Source organism: Nostoc sp. CENA543 (assembly GCF_002896875.1).
In the GTDB taxonomy this organism is placed as follows: domain Bacteria; phylum Cyanobacteriota; class Cyanobacteriia; order Cyanobacteriales; family Nostocaceae; genus Trichormus.
On sequence record NZ_CP023278.1, the window covers coordinates 725778 to 741810 of the forward strand.

The window sequence follows — 16033 nt, forward strand, 5'->3', positions numbered from 1 at the left end:
TTAAACTCCTTTACCTGTGTGATAAAAAGCAGCCCAATAAAAAGGTGACTCAAATGGTAGTGTAGATTCTCCTTTGTCTTTGACGATTTCAGTCAAGTATTTATATATTTCTATCTGACAATCTAGACGTAATGATGATTTAGGTAGCCAATATTGAAAGCCTTTAATTGTTGTATTTCTTAACCAGCGTTGTGCTGCGTTTAGAGCTAATACAATATTGGTTTGCTGCTGTAGTTCTTCGTAAAATTTAATCATGAATAAGGCTGTAGCTGTAGCACTGACAGTCCAAAGGCTGCTGACTACATTGGTGCTACCTGCTAATAAAAAGCCACTGGGTAAACCTATGTATTCGTCACTGGTGTTTCTGGAATCTATCATCCCAGTTTCGCAAGCTGAGAGGGTGACTAGGCGACAGTTCATTAATTTGAAGTGAGCGATAATCTCTGTTAAAGTTAGGTTTGCGTCAGCTAACTGTAAACCGGAATCTTGAGGAGAGTTAGGATTGAAGTAGCCGTGACAAAAGAAAAATATGCTGCTAGCTTGGCGGAATTCTGGGTTGAGGGTGGTGTGCTGATTTTCATCAACATGGAGAATTGCTGATTTGTTGGCTTTGGCTTGTTTGATAATATGAGATTGAGTAAATTTCTTTTTAATGACGTTGACTGCACCTAAGTCTTGTTCATAATCTTCATATAAATCTTTTGTGGGGTTCTGCACAGCAAATAAAGATTTTAATAATGATTGAGATTCATGATGTTGACGCAGTTGCAGTTGTTGTAAGATTTGACAACTAGGTGCATAGCTTACGCCCTTGGGGAATAAGTCAATTAAGTATGATGATTTGACGGGTAAAGCATGGAGAGGGAATAGATGCAAAAAGCGATGAGGAATGAGAATCAATCTTTGGCATTGTTCGGGGATGTGGGCTAATATTTCTTCAATGTGCAGAATTCCTGCTAACTTGTTTAGGCGTGTTTCTAGTTGGTTCTGCCATTGAATTTCATTTTTGTCTTTTGGGTTGTAGTAATCATTTACATATTCATTAATCCAATTAAATAGTGCGTCTAATTCTGCTGCTGGTGATTGCCAAAATGCTAATTGTTGTCCGTGAGGTTTGATAATAAATGTGAGAATTGTATCTGTGGCAATGTACCATTCTATAATTGCAGTGTTGTCATCTAAAGTTTCTGGGAATTTATCAAACTTGAAACTAGAACCAATAGGCAAATATTTATCTTGTAAGTTGTTGCGTTGCTGTCGTAATTGTTGAAGATGTTTTGCTAAGTCTTGGAGATTTTCCGCTTTACCATTTTGGATTTGATATTGTCCTACTAATATTTCATCTCTGTAAGTTTCTAGTTGAGTGAAAACATCTGGAGGGAAGATGCTTTGAGAGTCACGTTTCAGGATTTGCTCAACTAAACTGCGAGTTTTGCTACATTCAACATATTCAATTGCTTCTGTTAGACTACCTAATTTCAAGCAAACTTCTACCATACGGCTATAAACTTTGTTAAACTGTTCCGCTTGTTTGCGTTTGCTTTCTTCACCAGATACTATTTCTTCTCGTAAAGATTCTACTGTGTCAATGGCAAATTTAAAAGTATTGTATGCTAAATTAAACTGGTTTGCGTCTTGGTAAGTAATTCCAAGTGCAAACAAAGTTTTTGCATGATTTTCAGGCAAAGCTTCTTTGGTGTAGACAGTTAAAGCAGCAGTATAAGCTGTGATCGCATTTTCGATGTTCTCTGCTCTGTCGCCTTTGATTCTATCGTTGTAGACAATTCCAAGATTATTTTGCGTTGCTGCCCAATCAATAGGCAAAGCTTCCCTGGTTCTGACAGTTAAAGCAGCAGTATAAGCAGCGATCGCATTTTCGATGTTCTCTGCTCTGTCGCCTTTGATTCTCTTGCTGTAGACAGCAGCGAGATTATTTTGCGTCATTGCCCAATAAACAGGCAATGCCTCAGGAGTGTAGACAGTTAAAGTCGCAGTATAAGCAGTGATTGCCTGTTCGATGTTCTCTGCTCTGTTGCCTTTGATTCTATCGTTGTACGCAAAAGCGAGATTATTTTGCGTTGCTGCCCAATCAACAGGCAATGCCTCTGGAGTTCTGACAGTTAAAGCCGCAGTACAAGCCGCGATCGCATTTTCGATGTTCTCTGCTCTGTCGCCTTTGATTCTATCGTTGTAGGCAGCAGCAAGATTATTTTGCGTCGCTGCCCATTGTTGAGGCAATGCTTCTGGAGTGTAGACAGTTAAAGCCGCAGTACAAGCCGCGATCGCATTTTCGATGTTCTCTGCTCTGTCGCCTTTGATTCTATCGTTGTAGGCAGCAGCGAGATTATTTTGCGTCGCTGCCCATTGTTGAGGCAATGCTTCTGGAGTGTAGACAGTTAAAGCCGCAGTACAAGCCGCGATCGCATTTTCGATGTTCTCTGCTCTGTCGCCTTTGATTCTCTCTCTGTAGGCAAGAGCAAGATTATTTTGCGTCATTGCCCAATCAACAGGCAATGCCTCAGGAGTGTAGACAGTTAAAGCCGCAGTACAAACCGCGATCGCATTTTCGATGTTCTCTGCTATGTCGCCTTTGATTCTCTCCCTGTAGGCAGCAGCGAGATTATTTTGCGTTGCTGCCCAATCAACAGGCAATGCTTCCTTAGTTCTGACAGTTAAAGCCACAGTAAAAGCCGCGATCGCATTTTCGATGTTCTCTGCTCTGTCACCTTTGATTCTATCGTTGTAGGCAACAGCGAGATTATTTTGCGTCATTGCCCAATCAACAGGCAATGCTTCCTTAGTTCTGACAGTTAAAGCCGCAGTATAAGCCACAATCGCATTTTCGATGTTTTCTGCTCTGTCGCCTTTGATTCTCTCCCAGTAGGCAACAGCGAGATTATTTTGTGTCCCTGCCCATTGTTGAGGCAATGCTTCAGGAGTGTAGACTATCAGTGCGACTTTATAGCCAGTAATGGCAATTTCCATATTGCTGGCTTTGTTACCTAAGGGAAATTGTTGAATTAGATTGCTAAATTCAACAATAACTGCTGCTAAATATTCCGCTTTATCTGCTTTCGCTTCTCCTAGTCTATTTGTCCCCCAACGACGTAGTATTTCTGCAAACACTCCTTCAAGTTTGTCTGTATTTTGTGCCAACAAGGGGTAAACTACCTGGGGATTAGCTTTGCTGTCTGCGGTTGCTTGTAACGTTTGGTATAAAAAATTAAAATATTCTTTTTCTGTGGCAGTCAATGATAATTCAAATTCACTATAAACCCCAAGTTGCTGTCCCACTATATTCATTAAACGGTTAGCTTGGTCTAATTCGCCTCGGCTTAATAGATTACTTGCTATTTCTAGCATCTTCTGCACCAAGCCAGCATCAAGTAAATCTTGGTGTGCGGCTAAAATCTCCAGTTCTTCACCACTAGGAGCATCTAACAGACTGCGAATGACGTTGAGATAGGCTTGCTGACGCTGTTCGTTCATGAGAGAGGGCGTGAGGCGCAACATAATCAAGAGAATAATTCAACGCTAACGCCCTCAATTACAGAAAAGTGTAGAATTTCATCACAGGTGATGTGTTTCTGACGATGCAAGAATCTCATGAAAGAAAAAGTCATAGAAAGGTAAAAGTTATGTGGGAAGATCCAATTATTGAAGAAGTTTATCAAGCTAGACAAGCTCATTCAAACCAATTTAACAATGACTTACAAGCAATTTATCAAGATTTAAAAGTACAAGAAAGAAAAAGCAAGAGAAAATTTGTTTCTTATCTTCCAAAGTTATTGAAAGATGTTTCTTTATTGCATAAGACTTAATAGACATAGGAGTGAAAATCAATGTAGAGACGTAGCAATGCTACCTCTCTACAAAGGTTTCGGGTAACGCAGAATTAATTTCTACCAGATGTCTAACGACTAACTCACAGTCTCAACTAACTTTTTGCGGCTAGGACGTTTACGCTCTGATTTTTTCTTGAATCCTACAGCTTGAGCCTGATTACTATCTGAGCCATACTGTCCCCGTACAACTTCCTTCATCGCTAACACCGCATTGTGAAATTCCCACTCCGCTAATCGAGCCGCATCAGACGCAGCACGGTATAAAGTTAGTTTCTCCACCTCGGCTTTTTGAGCATTTAACATCGCTTCGTAAGTTGCCGCTAACTTGCTTGTGGAAGCATCATCTCGACTGGTTTGATAATCAGTAATAGTTTGCAAACCGTGAAATGAATTAATATCTTGATCAATGTTAGAAGGCGTAAGACGGCGGTTTGTGTTTTGCATGGCTGTTAATATATCCGTAGTGGACTATATATTTAGCGTGTCAATTTAAACCTGAAATCGCTTGAGAAAATACACGGAATTAACGCGATGTGCAACTTAATTTTTGCCACATCTTTCCCAAGACGCAAAACAGCCACTCTCCGAGTACCTCTTATACCATTGCACTAAAAATCTGATGCAGATGTAGATTAAGTTGACGCAAGGAAACCCAACACCAATATCTATGTTGAGTTCACGGCATCTGGAAAACCCCTCTCCAAACCTCTCCCCTACAAGGAGAGAGGCTTTAATTTTCCCCCTTCCCTACTAGGGAAGGGGGTTAGGTTTTACGTTAACTTTTCCACATAACGTGAAAAGTCAGACACCAATATCTATGTTGAGTTCACGAGATTGATGTCAGGCAATACATTGAGAATGCAAGACAATACATCGTGAATGTAAAGCAATACATTGCGAATGTAAGACAATACATCGTAAATGCAAGACGATACATTACTAATATAGGCAATCACATTTTAGGTAGAGCTATGGCAGTTAAAAATTGCAACTGTAACAAAGCAATACCTACTGCTGGCTACACTTACGCATTTTTTATTTTAGCGATCGCCAAAATTATAATTGAATTTTGGATAATTATATTGCTGTCTGTTCGTCGCAGTTTTCAATGTAACGACGTAAAACAGAGTTGATTAAGGCTTTATATTCTCCACTTTGAGCTTGAAACCACTTGAGTATATCTGGTTCAATCTGTACCAATTGTAGTGCTTGAGGTGCGGGAATTCTGAGGGTAGCCTGCTCAAAAAATTCTTCTGTCAATGGTGGAATGTCAGAGTAGTCAATTTCTTCATCGTTCATTGACTCTAGTGCTGTCCAGTTAGTACGAGAGGTATTGCTCAAGTCTTTGTCGCTCATACCGATTTGCCCTTCGTGCTGAAATGATCCGAATCACATTATTTTTGCGTTCTGTCCAAACTACAACCGCTACACCGTTACCAAGGAAACCTATACCAAACCAACGGTCTTCACCGCAATGAAAAAGCAGGGGAGCAGGGAGCAAGGGAGCAGGGGGAAAAATCACTCCACTTGCGGGTGTTAGCGTACCACTTTGCTACGCAACGCTACCGCGAACGTGGAAGCAAGCTACGCGCAGCTTCTCATAGAGAAGGGGAAGGTAGTTCGGTTTGTACCTTTAGTTCCACCTGCATCTTATCAAATCGCATTTGCTATTTCGGAGATCGCCATATCTTCCAAATCTCAATCAACAAGCGATCGCTCTCGTGTTATTGTGAATTTTGCTGCCAAAATTCGCCTAAAATTGAAAAAGCCGCTTTAGTAGCGGCTTTGGGTGTATGGGCAGTACCAGACTCGAACTGATGACATCCTGCTTGTAAGGCAGGCGCTCTACCAACTGAGCTAACCGCCCGTTTGCGCTTTTTGTTTTGCGCTCACAATTAAATAATATAGCAAAATATTTTTGATTGCGCTAGTATTTTGAAGAAATTTTTTAAAATATTTTTTGAGAACCTGTAAATGCCTTCTGGTGGAACGCACGATCGCATTACTTTATGGGCGTTGCCAGTGGTGGCGGGTGTGACTTTCTGGCAGACTCGTAGTGGCAATGTCACTTTGTTGGTGGCTGGTGGGTTTATGTTTGGTGGTTTGATGTTCGGCCCCGACTTAGATATATACTCCCGTCAATACCAACGCTGGGGTTTTCTGCGTTGGATTTGGCTACCTTACCAAAAGAGTCTCCGCCACCGTTCTTTTTTATCCCACGGGCCAATTATTGGCACAACTCTCAGGGTAGTTTATCTCAGCAGCATCATGGCAATCTTGGCGATGGTGATGGTGGCTATCGCTGAGAAGTTATGGAATATCACTGTTTCTTGGCAAGATATAGAAGGGACTGTGGGGCGATCGCTATCTAGTTACGCGACAGAGTGTCTGGCTTTATTTTTGGGTTTAGAACTCGGTGCAATGAGTCATTCCCTCAGCGATTGGGGCGGTTCGGCTTACAAACGGTTTCGCAAGCAAGGACTCCAGGGAATACTTCCTAGTGGCAAAATTAAGAAACGTAAAGTTACGCGTCGCAGAGTCAGCAAGGGAGTAAAAGTCAATGACAAAGGACAAAGAACAAAATAATGCAGAAACTTTGGCGGCGTTGCAAGAGTTAATTGATGTGGTAGCGAAATTGCGATCGCCTGATGGGGGTTGTCCTTGGGATTTGGCGCAAACTCCTGAAACTCTCACACCCTACGTAATTGAGGAAGCCTACGAGGTTGTAGATGCCATTAAAAACGGCACACAAGCAGAAATCACCGAAGAATTAGGGGATTTACTTTTACAGGTAGTCTTACAGGCGCAAATTGCTAGGGAATCTAGCCAATTTTCCCTACAAGATGTTGCCCAAGGTATTGCTCAAAAGTTGATTCGTCGTCATCCTCATGTATTCGGTGATGTGTCGGTGCAGAATGCAGAGGAAGTGCGACAAAATTGGGAACAAATTAAGGCAGAGGAGAAAGGAGAAGCTTCACCAGACAGCCAAAAGTTGAGTACCAAACTCAGTCGTTACAACCGGACTCTTCCTCCACTGACAGCAGCCATGAAGATTTCCCAAAAAGCGGCGGCGGTTGGTTTTGAGTGGGAAAATATTGATGGAGTGTGGGCAAAGTTCCATGAAGAGTTACAGGAGTTTCAACAAGCCTTAGCCGCAGAAACACCAGAACGCCAACAAGCCGAATTAGGTGATTTACTCTTTGCAGTCATTCAGTTAGCCCGTTGGTATAATCTCGATCCCAGTGCAGCTTTACAAGGCACAAATCAAAGATTTGTCCAACGTTTGCAAAAAATGGAAGCAGTTGTTAGCCGTCCCTTATCTGATTACAGTTTGGATGAGTTAGAAGCTTTATGGCAACAAGCTAAAGCCCAAATAGCCAAAGAGAGTAATCAAGAGTAAATTGCACCACAGACGTGATAATCATCATGCTCATTTTTCGTCCTGGCTGAGAGTTTTTGCAAAAAACCTCTCATCTTGGCTGATGACGAATTTTTTTAGTTATGTATTAGATAATAATTTTTCCTTGGCTACTAACTCATCTTTGAAACCTACCAGCACAGCTTTACTATCTTTGACAAAAAGCGGACGCTTGAGTAACATTGCATCTTGAGTAAATGCTGTAATCCATTGTTCGTCAGTCCAGGTTTTCTTTTCTTCACCTAAAGCGCGGTAAGATTGACCAGAGGTATTACGCATGGGTGCTGCACCTAGAGACTTTACCCAATTTGTAATTTGATCAGCAGTTGGTGGATGTTCTTTGGTATTAATAAACTCGTATGCAATATTGTGATTTTGTAGCCAAGTCAGAGCTTTTTTGCAGGTACCACAGTTAGGAATTCCGTAAACTTGCAGTGACATAATAATTTTAAATATTGAGCTTACCTGAAATCATCATCTTACTATTTTCTGGTAACAACTGGACTGTAAAAACAGACCCCTCATCAACTTTACTTTTGACACTAATTGAACCCCCACAATTCCATAACAATCGCTGCACAATTGTTAGTCCTAAACCTGCACCGTTGATTTCGTCGCTGACTCCTGAACGTACACGATAAAAGCAGTCAAAGATTTTGGGGATTTCACTTTCAGCAATACCGACTCCTGTATCACGCACTTCTAACTGCACATATTCACCTTGAACTCTGGCTTTCACCCAAACTTGACCACCATTATTAGTGAAATTAATGCTGTTGTTGAGTAAATGAATGACTATTTGCTTGAGTCCACCACTGACGCACCAAACAGAAGGTAAATCGGTGGGTACGGTGTAGGCCAGCATGATACCTTTTTCTTGAGCTACGGGTTGATAGGTGCTAACTACTCCAGGAACAATATCTGCAAGTTTGACTAACTCTAAGGTGGTATTTTCTAATGTATGTTCTAGTTCGACAAGATCCAGTAGACTGGTGATTAAAATACTCTGGCGATCGCACTGGTTATTGAGCATCTGTAAATAACGTTGTCGTTGGTTGGGTTTAATATTTGGTGAATTCAACAACGACAAGGCTGTTTTGATTTGAGTTAATGGTGTCCGCAACTCTTGACAGACATTACTCAAATATTCATCTTTTAGTCGCTCTTTTTTATGTAACGTCTGATTTTTTTCCTTTAATTTAGCAATGCGTTCAGTTCTAATCTGCCGATTAATTTCATCCTGTCGCTGAATTTGCTTGGCTAACAGTTTACTAACTAATGTTGGTTCTAATACAGATGGCACAACAAAATCTGTGTGTGGAATTGTCTCTGCTTCTGACAAAATCTCTTGTTTTAATCCATCCAGCACTTTTTGAATAACTTGAGTATCAACACTAACTATAGTTGATAAAGGTTGACTTTTAGTTGTATTTGCGTGACTAATAATGTTACTTGTATCTCTTTTTGTCGGCTGATAGGCTGCAATTAAACTAGCAAAATTTTGAGATATAACTATAATAAAATATTCGCAACTAATATGACTATTTGGTATTGCTGACAAATTTATTGAGCGACAAAACAAAGAAGATGAAGAAGTTAAATCTATTTCATCCTCTGATGCGGTTTTCTTCTCTCTAATTTGACAATCGTAAATAGAATTAGCCGTTTTCACTGATGACTGATACCTGATCAATTCGGCATACCAAATTTTGCCAGGAGGAAGTTTAAACCATATCGTTGCATTAATCTGCCCTTCAATCAGTAAATCAATTGTGGCTCTCACCAGTGATAGCAGCGTCGCAGGATTAAGAGCAAATGCTTGGGAAGGGGATTCTACTCCTAAAGCTAGCTGATAAACTGAAAAATCCTTGTGCAGAGAGTCATTCATGGGCTAAACACGACAAATAAAAAGTCAAAGGGATAGAGGAATTCATCATCTCATTGATTTTCACTTATTTATATACTTTTTGACACCTAAAATACTTAAAAAGTATTAATTGGGGACTGGGAGGTAGAAGGCAAGGGGGCAGGGTGCAGGGAGAAGTGGGGAAATTCTTCTCCCTCCTGCACCCTGCTCCAATTCCTCTTCTCTGCCTACTTTACTAACCTCTAGCTAGCAAAGCTTCACGGGCGTGTTCTCGGTCGTCAAAGTGGATTTTTTCTGTGCCGAGGATTTGGTAATCTTCGTGACCTTTGCCTGCGAGTAATACGCCGTCTCCTGGTTGGGCTTGGAGGATGGCGGTACGGATGGCGGTAGCCCGATCGCAAATTACTATCGGCTGTACAGTGTCGGGTATGCCTGCCAAAATATCTTCTAAAATCTTTTCGGGGTCTTCGGTGCGGGGATTATCAGAGGTGACTACGGCCACATCTGCTAAGTCGGCGGCGATTTTACCCATTTTCGGGCGTTTGGTGCGATCGCGATCGCCTCCACAGCCAAAGACACAAATCATTTTCCCTGGAATAAATGGTCTGGCGGCTTTGAGTAAGTTTTCTAAGCTGTCTGGGGTGTGGGCATAATCGACGATCACGCTAATTTCTTGGTGAGGACTAATCTGCACCCTTTCCATCCGCCCTGGAACACCAGGAAATTCGGGAATCGCGGCGGCGACTAGTTGCAAATCTAAGCCTAAATGTAAAACTGCACCTACAGCTGCTAAAAGATTTTCTAAATTATATTGACCGACTAAAGGAGATTGAAAACCGACTTCGCCTACTGGTGTGTGTAAAGTGCCACTTACCCCATTGGGTTCATAGTTTAAATCACTCATCCACAAATCAGCACTGGCATTATTAACACTGTAACTCCATACCTTATCAGGGTTTAAAGCGGCAATTAAACGTTTACCGTAGGGGTCATCAGCATTAATGATTGCCCGTCCTTTGAGATATTCGGGGCTGAATAACAAAGCCTTCGCCCCAAAATAATCTTCCATATCGTGGTGATAGTCCAAGTGGTCTTGGGTGAGGTTACTAAATACCCCCACCTCAAAGGGACAACCCAAAACCCGCCCTTGGGCTAAAGCGTGGGAACTGACTTCCATCACCCCAAACTCACAGCCAGCTTTGACAGCTTGGGCTAGTTGTTGTTGTAGTTCCACCGCAAAGGGTGTGGTGTGGGCGGCAGTTTGCTCAAAACCTGCCCAACGGGTGTAGAGAGTCCCCATCAAAGCTGTCGGTAATTGGGCTTTGTTTAACAAAAATTCAATCAGGTGGGTGGTAGTAGTTTTACCATTAGTACCCGTCACACCCACTAGCTTGAGTTTCTGTCCTGGGTATCCGTAAAACGCCGCCGCAATTTGGGCGCAAGCTTTGGTCATGTCGTTAGCACTAATGACAACAGCCTCATCTGTGGGAGGATTTTTTTGTGCAGCTTGGGAAGAAACGATCGCTGCTACTGCACCAGATGCGATCGCACTTGGCCAAAACTCCCCACCATCTACCCTTGTTCCAGGCATCCCAATAAACAAATCTCCTGCACCGCAAGCATGGGAGTTGGTCTTTAATCCTTGGACTTCAGCATCCACAAAAGCAGGAGGTAGTTTTTCCACACCGTCAACTGTCGCTAGTAATTCCCGCAATTTCATTTTGTGAACCTCGGCACTCACTATTCTTGCGCTTATTCTGCATTATTTTTTTCCGTCTTGGCTAAATACTTACACAACATTTGCTCTAATTGCTGCACGCTAGCACGGGGAGAAGGGCGGGGTAAAGCTTGTGCTTTCTCTTCCTCAGACTGGATTAAATGCAAAACGGGAATCTCATACTGATAGGCATTAAACCAATCTTCACGGGTAGTAATGTCACGAATCTCTAACTCAAATGTCAAGTTTTGGATCTGTTCTAGCTTTTCTTGCAAGCCTTCACACAAATGACAACCAGGTTTACTGTACAAAATTAATCGCATTGACTTTAACTAATCGCGCCTGTGGCATCTTTTATGATATATGCAAAATAGAGTTATGGATTGAGAGTAGATGTATGACTCAACTTAAAGCTCAACTCACACTCGCCGAATTCCTCGCCTTACCAGAAGGCGATATCACCTACGAATTAGTTAATGGCGAATTAAAACCTAAAATGGCACCAAAAAGATTTCATTCGAGAGTAACACTGGCTCTCGGTCTACTTTTAACACCTTGGGCGCAAAATCGAGGAGAGGTTGGTATTGAGTGGGCGATTACTCTCAAACGCCAGGGGCAAGACTGGGTTCCTGTACCAGACTTATTATATGTTTCCTTTTCACGGTTGCCGAATGATGTCGTTGAAGATGAACCTTGCCCCATACCCCCAGACTTAGTGATTGAAATTATCTCCCCTGGCCAAAGTTTCGGCGAGATGGCAGCTAAAGCCACAGATTATCTAGATGCGGGTGTGATGAGAGTTTGGGTGATAGATACCAAAGCTAAAACTGTGACTGTTTTTTATCCTGATACCAGACCCCAAACTAAAAGCGGCGAAGCTAGTTTAGCTGATGAATTACTGACAGATTTACAACTCACACCACAGCAAATCTTTCAATTAGCAGGAATTCCTTAATATTCTCGTGCGAGCTGCAATTAAAGCATATTATGACCACAGTAGCCACATATTTTTGTTTCTTTTTCTATGTATTTGCCACAATTAGGGCATTTTCTTAAAGCAGAAAGAAAGGGAATAATGAATAAACCGACTACAAAAAATCCACAGAGAAACCAAACTAGTGCGCGTCTGTTTTTGCCCTGTGCAATCAGAGCTGTGATCACACCAGTAAAGAGAAGTACAATGATATATTCCATATAATTAATCTATTTAAACTCAAGACTTAAAGACCTATTTTCAGGCTCCATATTCTCACAGATTTATCTTGACCACCACTCACCAAAGTATAGCCATCTAAGCTGCTGCGAACGGATAAGATGCGTCCAATATGTCCCTCTAAGCTGTTTTCTAATTGCCCTGTTACTAAACTCCATACTTTGAGTGTTTTATCATCGCCACCACTAATTAATCTATTGCCATCAGCAGTAATTGCCACAGATGCAACATTACCGATATGTTCTGTAAGATTTGCTTTTAATTCTCCAGTCAGCGCATCCCAGATTTTGATATGTCCTTCTTCACCTGCACTAGCGATAGTTTTCCCATCAGGACTAATCGCAACAGAACGCACAAAACCTGTGTGTCCTTCCAGGGTTTTCAGCAATTGGCGTGTGGCTAAGTTCCAGATTTTTACTGTTCTATCATTGCTGCCGCTAGCTAGTAATTGACTATCATTACTAATCGCAATGGTACGAACAAAACCTGTGTGACCTTTCAAAGTATGAAATAAGTTGCCATTAGACGAATACCAAAGTCTGATAGTTTGATCTGCACTACCACTAGCAATCATCTTTCCATCTTTGCTAATCACGACTGTAGTCACCCAGTCTGAATGCCCGTTGAAAGTACGAATTAGCTTACCTGTGCTTAAATGCCAAAGTTTAAAAGTCCTATCAGCACTACCACTCACTAATAGTTGATTATCTGCACTTAAGTCAATGGTGGTAACTATATCTGTATGTCCAGTTAAAGTTCTGAGTAATTCTCCAGATATTACCTCCCAAATATTAATTTTTTGCCCATCACTGTTGATGACGATTGTCCCTAGAGAATTAGTAGCTACAGCTTTAATATCACCTAAGTTTGCTGTTAGAGCAATTTGAGATTGCCAATTTAGAGGTTTGTCGATAGACAAATTTATTTGGTAATTTTTATATTTGGGTAAGGTAATATGCTGTTTAATTAGCTCTACGTCTTGATCTGCAAGTCCTAAAGATTTTTGTGTTTTTTTCAAATTACTATTAGTCAATTCGCTTGGAGGATAATCAATCCTGAAAACAATCCCTAGTTCCTGCTGATAACGTTGTAATTTTTCTTGATAAGATTTTTCTAAGGCTTCTTTGATTTGGGATATTCCTTTTTGGGCTATGTCGGTAACAATATTTTTATCTGAAGAAATACCCCATTGATCAGATACATTATTAGCAACTTTTAGGACATTTTGGAGCAGATTTTTACTTTCAATATTGAGTTTATTGGCTAATCTCAAATTATTTGCTGCTGCCTCTAATTCGCTAGTTTCTTCGAGGGATTGTGCGGTATTTGATTCTTTTACTTGATGATAATTTTGGGGTTTATTATTTGCATTATTGGATAAAGTTTCAGCAGCACTAGCTTCTACAGGTTCTTGTATGTTAACTTGTAATTTTGTTTGATAATATTTAGATTCTGCTTGAGAACGAATAGGTAATTCAATTCTTTTGGCATCTTCAGGTTTGATACCTAAATCTCTTTGCCTTAGTTCTAAATCCCTCTCAATTCTGCTATTGAGAGGGTATTCCGACTCAATTACTTTTTTAAAGGTTTCTTCGTATTTTCGCAGTTTCTGTTGATAAATTACATATGGCTCAAAAGCTCTTTGTTCGATATCTTTCGCTTGTTCATTGGTTAATCCTAGTTCTTCCCTTAGTTCATTGAGTGTATCTCTGGAAGGCAAAGAAATCGTTCCATCCACAGATAAAATTTCTTCAACCTTGGCTTTATAACGATTGAGATTTCTGGCAACTTGCTGTTGCGCTAACTGCTGCTGACGTTGAATTATCAGGGTTTCCGCTACTCTACGAATACCTTGAGCTATGTTGTCGAAAGCTTCATCTCGAATTTGCCAACTGGTTACGGGTTGAGCATTTTTAGGGAGAAATTGCAGTTTGCCAAATGGTGCGCCTGTCCAATCGACTTTTCGCAAGATCACCGGTATAACACAGGCATTGCCTTCATTATGACGTTTCATCGCTGTTTTAACTTCAACATCCCAGCAGTAGTCAGAAGCGATGAAATCTGCACTAATCAGCAACAAGATAATATCAGCTGCGAGTAAGTTTTCATTAATTTGACTATCCCATTCTGCTCCCGGCAGGACTTTTCTATCATGCCAGCTTGAGATTACACCCTGCTGTTTTAAAATGCTCAGGTGATTTGCTAATTCGTCTCGTAGCTCTTCATCTTTATGCGAGTAGGAGAAAAAAAGCTTAACTGAGTTTTCTGCCATACCACTTTAAGAAATGCTTTTTATAAAGACTAAGAAATAAAAGTAATTATTTATTTACGTAATTTAACGTTTTTTTAAATAATCTAGAGTATTTTATCCCATAAATCTTTATTTTGCAATATATTTAGATATTGTCGATAAATTAGCAAGATGGTGTGACAGCTATTTAATTAAAATGGATATACCGCAAATTTTGATTTGCGCTATCTATCGATAATTTAGCATTCGCGAAAGAAAAAACCTGATTTTTTAACCAAACCAAAAATATAGTCATCTAATTTGATTACCGCAGTTCTTTTAGATGTGGTAATTAGGGAACGGAGAACAAACAGGTAAAAGAAAATCATGAATAAATCACTACTGATTTTTTTACAATCAAATATAAATCTTTATCTAAGATTACTATAGCGATCGCTTAATTCATGATTGATGAGATTTGTCTAAATTCAGGAGATATTTCTTCTTTTCTGTTTGATATTGCTCTATCACCAGAATAAAGCAGCCTTTCTATAGAACACTTCCATTCTGACTATAGAAAATAGTTATTAACAAGATACTAAAAATTATTACTAAAACTTTAACTTAAAGTACGTATGCTAGTTTTTGATGGACAATAGGAATATATGCAATCTCCAATGTAGAGCCTAAGCTTGGAGGTCACTATGACACACGATTTTCCTTTATTTGACCCCACAACTTACCTAGTCGTCAAAATCAGCTTATTAATTATCTTGTTGCTGGTATTTTTAGCCATTTATGCGGCACCAGTAGTATAGTTACTAGTTGATTAATCATCTCAGTTGTACAACTCTCCTCAATATTTGGAGATGTAATCATGCTGAGTTTAATTATCCCTGCACAAATATTTGTGCTATTCGCCGCTTTGTTAATAAATGTCTTTAATTGGCATCAATCTCATCAAAAACAAGATACAAAACCCCAAATTAACATTGCCAGTTTAGCAAACGGTAACTATCAATTCTGCTCTCAACCCGATCCCCAAGACTGGCGAGTCGGTGCGGGAGTTTGCGCCAATTTTCACAAAACAGCAAATCGATTTGAGGGATATTACGGCTATCCCCATTCAGACAACTTTATCTGTATCAGAGGTAATGTCAAAGGCAATCTCATTACAGGTGAAGCGTTCACTATATTGTGGGGTGGTAATCAAAAAAATCATCTACCCCAATCTAGATTTATCTGGGATGCTGAAGGGCGATTGACACTAAGTCAAAGTTATTTGATGGGTACTGCTAATCATCATGAGGATGCTATGCAGAGGATTCTGTATCGTCAGGCTTTGCTAAATCTTGAGGGATTCTATCAATACAACCGCCCTCGTATGACACCGCCATTGCAACTTTGCAAATGGAATTAGTAACAAACAACTAACTAGCGTGTTCCCAATCACTTAATAATTCGGGTGCTTGGGTGATTTTTTTGGGTTTGCGTAAGGGTACTTGAGGCGAACCAATATCCACACTAGGAAAAGATTGCTGTCGTTTCTTAGGAGATTTTTTGTCAGGTTTAGTTGTCAGAGTCTGTGTTGTCATCATAATTAAAAAAACCTTAATAGAAAACTGCGCCTACAGTTTATAACATCAATTTCCCAATGGCAAATTTCTGATGAAGGATATGGAAAATTTCCGCGATCGCACGGGTATATAATTCACATATCTTTCATCCCTATAAAAGTAGGTT

17 protein-coding genes and 1 tRNA gene are annotated in these 16033 nt (G+C 40.4%); 6 read left to right on the forward strand and 12 right to left on the reverse strand.

From position 1 onward, the window contains the following. Entirely contained in the window at positions 1-3489 is a 3489-nt protein-coding gene (locus CLI64_RS03090; RefSeq protein WP_103140567.1) for a CHAT domain-containing protein, read from the reverse strand. Positions 3490-3593: 104 nt separating this feature from the next. Between CLI64_RS03090 and CLI64_RS03095 the strand changes: the two genes are divergently transcribed. Further along, complete coding sequence (locus tag CLI64_RS03095; RefSeq protein ID WP_225977494.1) at positions 3594-3821, forward strand: hypothetical protein; 228 nt, start codon at positions 3594-3596, stop codon at positions 3819-3821. 99 nt (positions 3822-3920) lie between these two features. On the opposite strand, the gene CLI64_RS03100 is transcribed toward CLI64_RS03095, so the two are convergent. From CLI64_RS03100 to CLI64_RS03110, 3 genes are all read right to left on the reverse strand, one after another. After that, positions 3921-4289, reverse strand: coding sequence for a hypothetical protein (locus CLI64_RS03100; RefSeq protein ID WP_103135857.1), 369 nt, complete (start codon positions 4287-4289; stop codon positions 3921-3923). Between the two features lie 633 nt (positions 4290-4922). Next, positions 4923-5201 carry a BrnA antitoxin family protein gene (locus CLI64_RS03105; RefSeq protein ID WP_103135858.1) on the reverse strand — a complete coding sequence of 93 codons (279 nt, stop codon included), beginning with the start codon at positions 5199-5201 and terminating at the stop codon, positions 4923-4925. Continuing rightward, the gene (locus CLI64_RS03110) at positions 5164-5367 is read right to left on the reverse strand and encodes a BrnT family toxin (RefSeq protein WP_225977495.1); all 204 of its coding nucleotides are present in this window, start codon (positions 5365-5367) and stop codon (positions 5164-5166) included. The genes CLI64_RS03105 and CLI64_RS03110 overlap by 38 nt, the downstream gene beginning before the upstream one ends. An 11-nt stretch (positions 5368-5378) precedes the next feature. Here CLI64_RS03110 and CLI64_RS30605 point away from each other — a divergent pair, with 11 nt between their 5' ends. Continuing rightward, positions 5379-5663, forward strand: coding sequence for a hypothetical protein (locus CLI64_RS30605; RefSeq protein WP_157943181.1), 285 nt, complete (start codon positions 5379-5381; stop codon positions 5661-5663). Here CLI64_RS30605 and CLI64_RS03115 read toward each other — a convergent pair. Beyond that, a tRNA-Val gene (locus CLI64_RS03115) sits at positions 5640-5712 on the reverse strand. The genes CLI64_RS30605 and CLI64_RS03115 overlap by 24 nt on opposite strands. 107 nt (positions 5713-5819) lie before the next feature. On the opposite strand from CLI64_RS03115, the gene CLI64_RS03120 reads away from it, so the two are divergent. Together CLI64_RS03120 and mazG are read left to right on the forward strand one after the other, a co-directional pair. Further along, positions 5820-6431 (forward strand): metal-binding protein, encoded by a 612-nt coding sequence (locus CLI64_RS03120; RefSeq protein ID WP_103135859.1) that lies wholly within the window; start codon positions 5820-5822, stop codon positions 6429-6431. Beyond that, positions 6406-7245 carry a nucleoside triphosphate pyrophosphohydrolase gene (gene mazG / locus CLI64_RS03125; protein ID WP_103135860.1) on the forward strand — a complete coding sequence of 280 codons (840 nt, stop codon included), beginning with the start codon at positions 6406-6408 and terminating at the stop codon, positions 7243-7245. The genes CLI64_RS03120 and mazG overlap by 26 nt, the downstream gene beginning before the upstream one ends. A gap of 99 nt (positions 7246-7344) precedes the next feature. On the opposite strand, the gene CLI64_RS03130 is transcribed toward mazG, so the two are convergent. The 4 genes from CLI64_RS03130 to CLI64_RS03145 all read right to left on the reverse strand — a co-directional run bounded on the left by CLI64_RS03130 (position 7345) and on the right by CLI64_RS03145 (position 11170). After that, entirely contained in the window at positions 7345-7704 is a 360-nt protein-coding gene (locus CLI64_RS03130) for a Spx/MgsR family RNA polymerase-binding regulatory protein (protein WP_103135861.1), read from the reverse strand. Between the two features lie 7 nt (positions 7705-7711). Next, complete coding sequence (locus CLI64_RS03135; RefSeq protein ID WP_103135862.1) at positions 7712-9151, reverse strand: DICT sensory domain-containing protein; 1440 nt, start codon at positions 9149-9151, stop codon at positions 7712-7714. A 214-nt stretch (positions 9152-9365) separates the two neighbouring features. Beyond that, on the reverse strand, positions 9366-10850 hold the full coding sequence (locus CLI64_RS03140; protein ID WP_103135863.1) for a UDP-N-acetylmuramoyl-L-alanyl-D-glutamate--2,6-diaminopimelate ligase: 1485 nt from the start codon (positions 10848-10850) through the stop codon (positions 9366-9368). A gap of 32 nt (positions 10851-10882) precedes the next feature. Further along, a complete protein-coding gene (locus tag CLI64_RS03145) occupies positions 10883-11170 on the reverse strand; it encodes a glutaredoxin family protein (RefSeq protein WP_103135864.1) in 288 nt (95 codons plus the stop codon). A gap of 74 nt (positions 11171-11244) precedes the next feature. Here CLI64_RS03145 and CLI64_RS03150 point away from each other — a divergent pair, with 74 nt between their 5' ends. Further along, complete coding sequence (locus tag CLI64_RS03150; protein ID WP_103135865.1) at positions 11245-11802, forward strand: Uma2 family endonuclease; 558 nt, start codon at positions 11245-11247, stop codon at positions 11800-11802. A gap of 20 nt (positions 11803-11822) precedes the next feature. On the opposite strand, the gene CLI64_RS32120 is transcribed toward CLI64_RS03150, so the two are convergent. Beyond that, the gene (locus CLI64_RS32120; RefSeq protein ID WP_157943182.1) at positions 11823-12041 is read right to left on the reverse strand and encodes a zinc ribbon domain-containing protein; all 219 of its coding nucleotides are present in this window, start codon (positions 12039-12041) and stop codon (positions 11823-11825) included. Between the two features lie 26 nt (positions 12042-12067). Continuing rightward, positions 12068-14332: a TIR domain-containing protein gene (locus CLI64_RS03155; RefSeq protein ID WP_103135866.1), complete on the reverse strand. Its 2265-nt coding sequence runs from the start codon at positions 14330-14332 to the stop codon at positions 12068-12070. 835 nt (positions 14333-15167) lie between these two features. Between CLI64_RS03155 and CLI64_RS03160 the strand changes: the two genes are divergently transcribed. Then, positions 15168-15710: a hypothetical protein gene (locus tag CLI64_RS03160; protein ID WP_103135867.1), complete on the forward strand. Its 543-nt coding sequence runs from the start codon at positions 15168-15170 to the stop codon at positions 15708-15710. A 10-nt stretch (positions 15711-15720) separates the two neighbouring features. Here the strand turns inward: CLI64_RS03160 and CLI64_RS31155 are convergent, their stop codons facing one another. After that, the gene (locus CLI64_RS31155) at positions 15721-15888 is read right to left on the reverse strand and encodes a hypothetical protein (protein ID WP_192881670.1); all 168 of its coding nucleotides are present in this window, start codon (positions 15886-15888) and stop codon (positions 15721-15723) included. Positions 15889-16033: the final 145 nt, after the last annotated feature.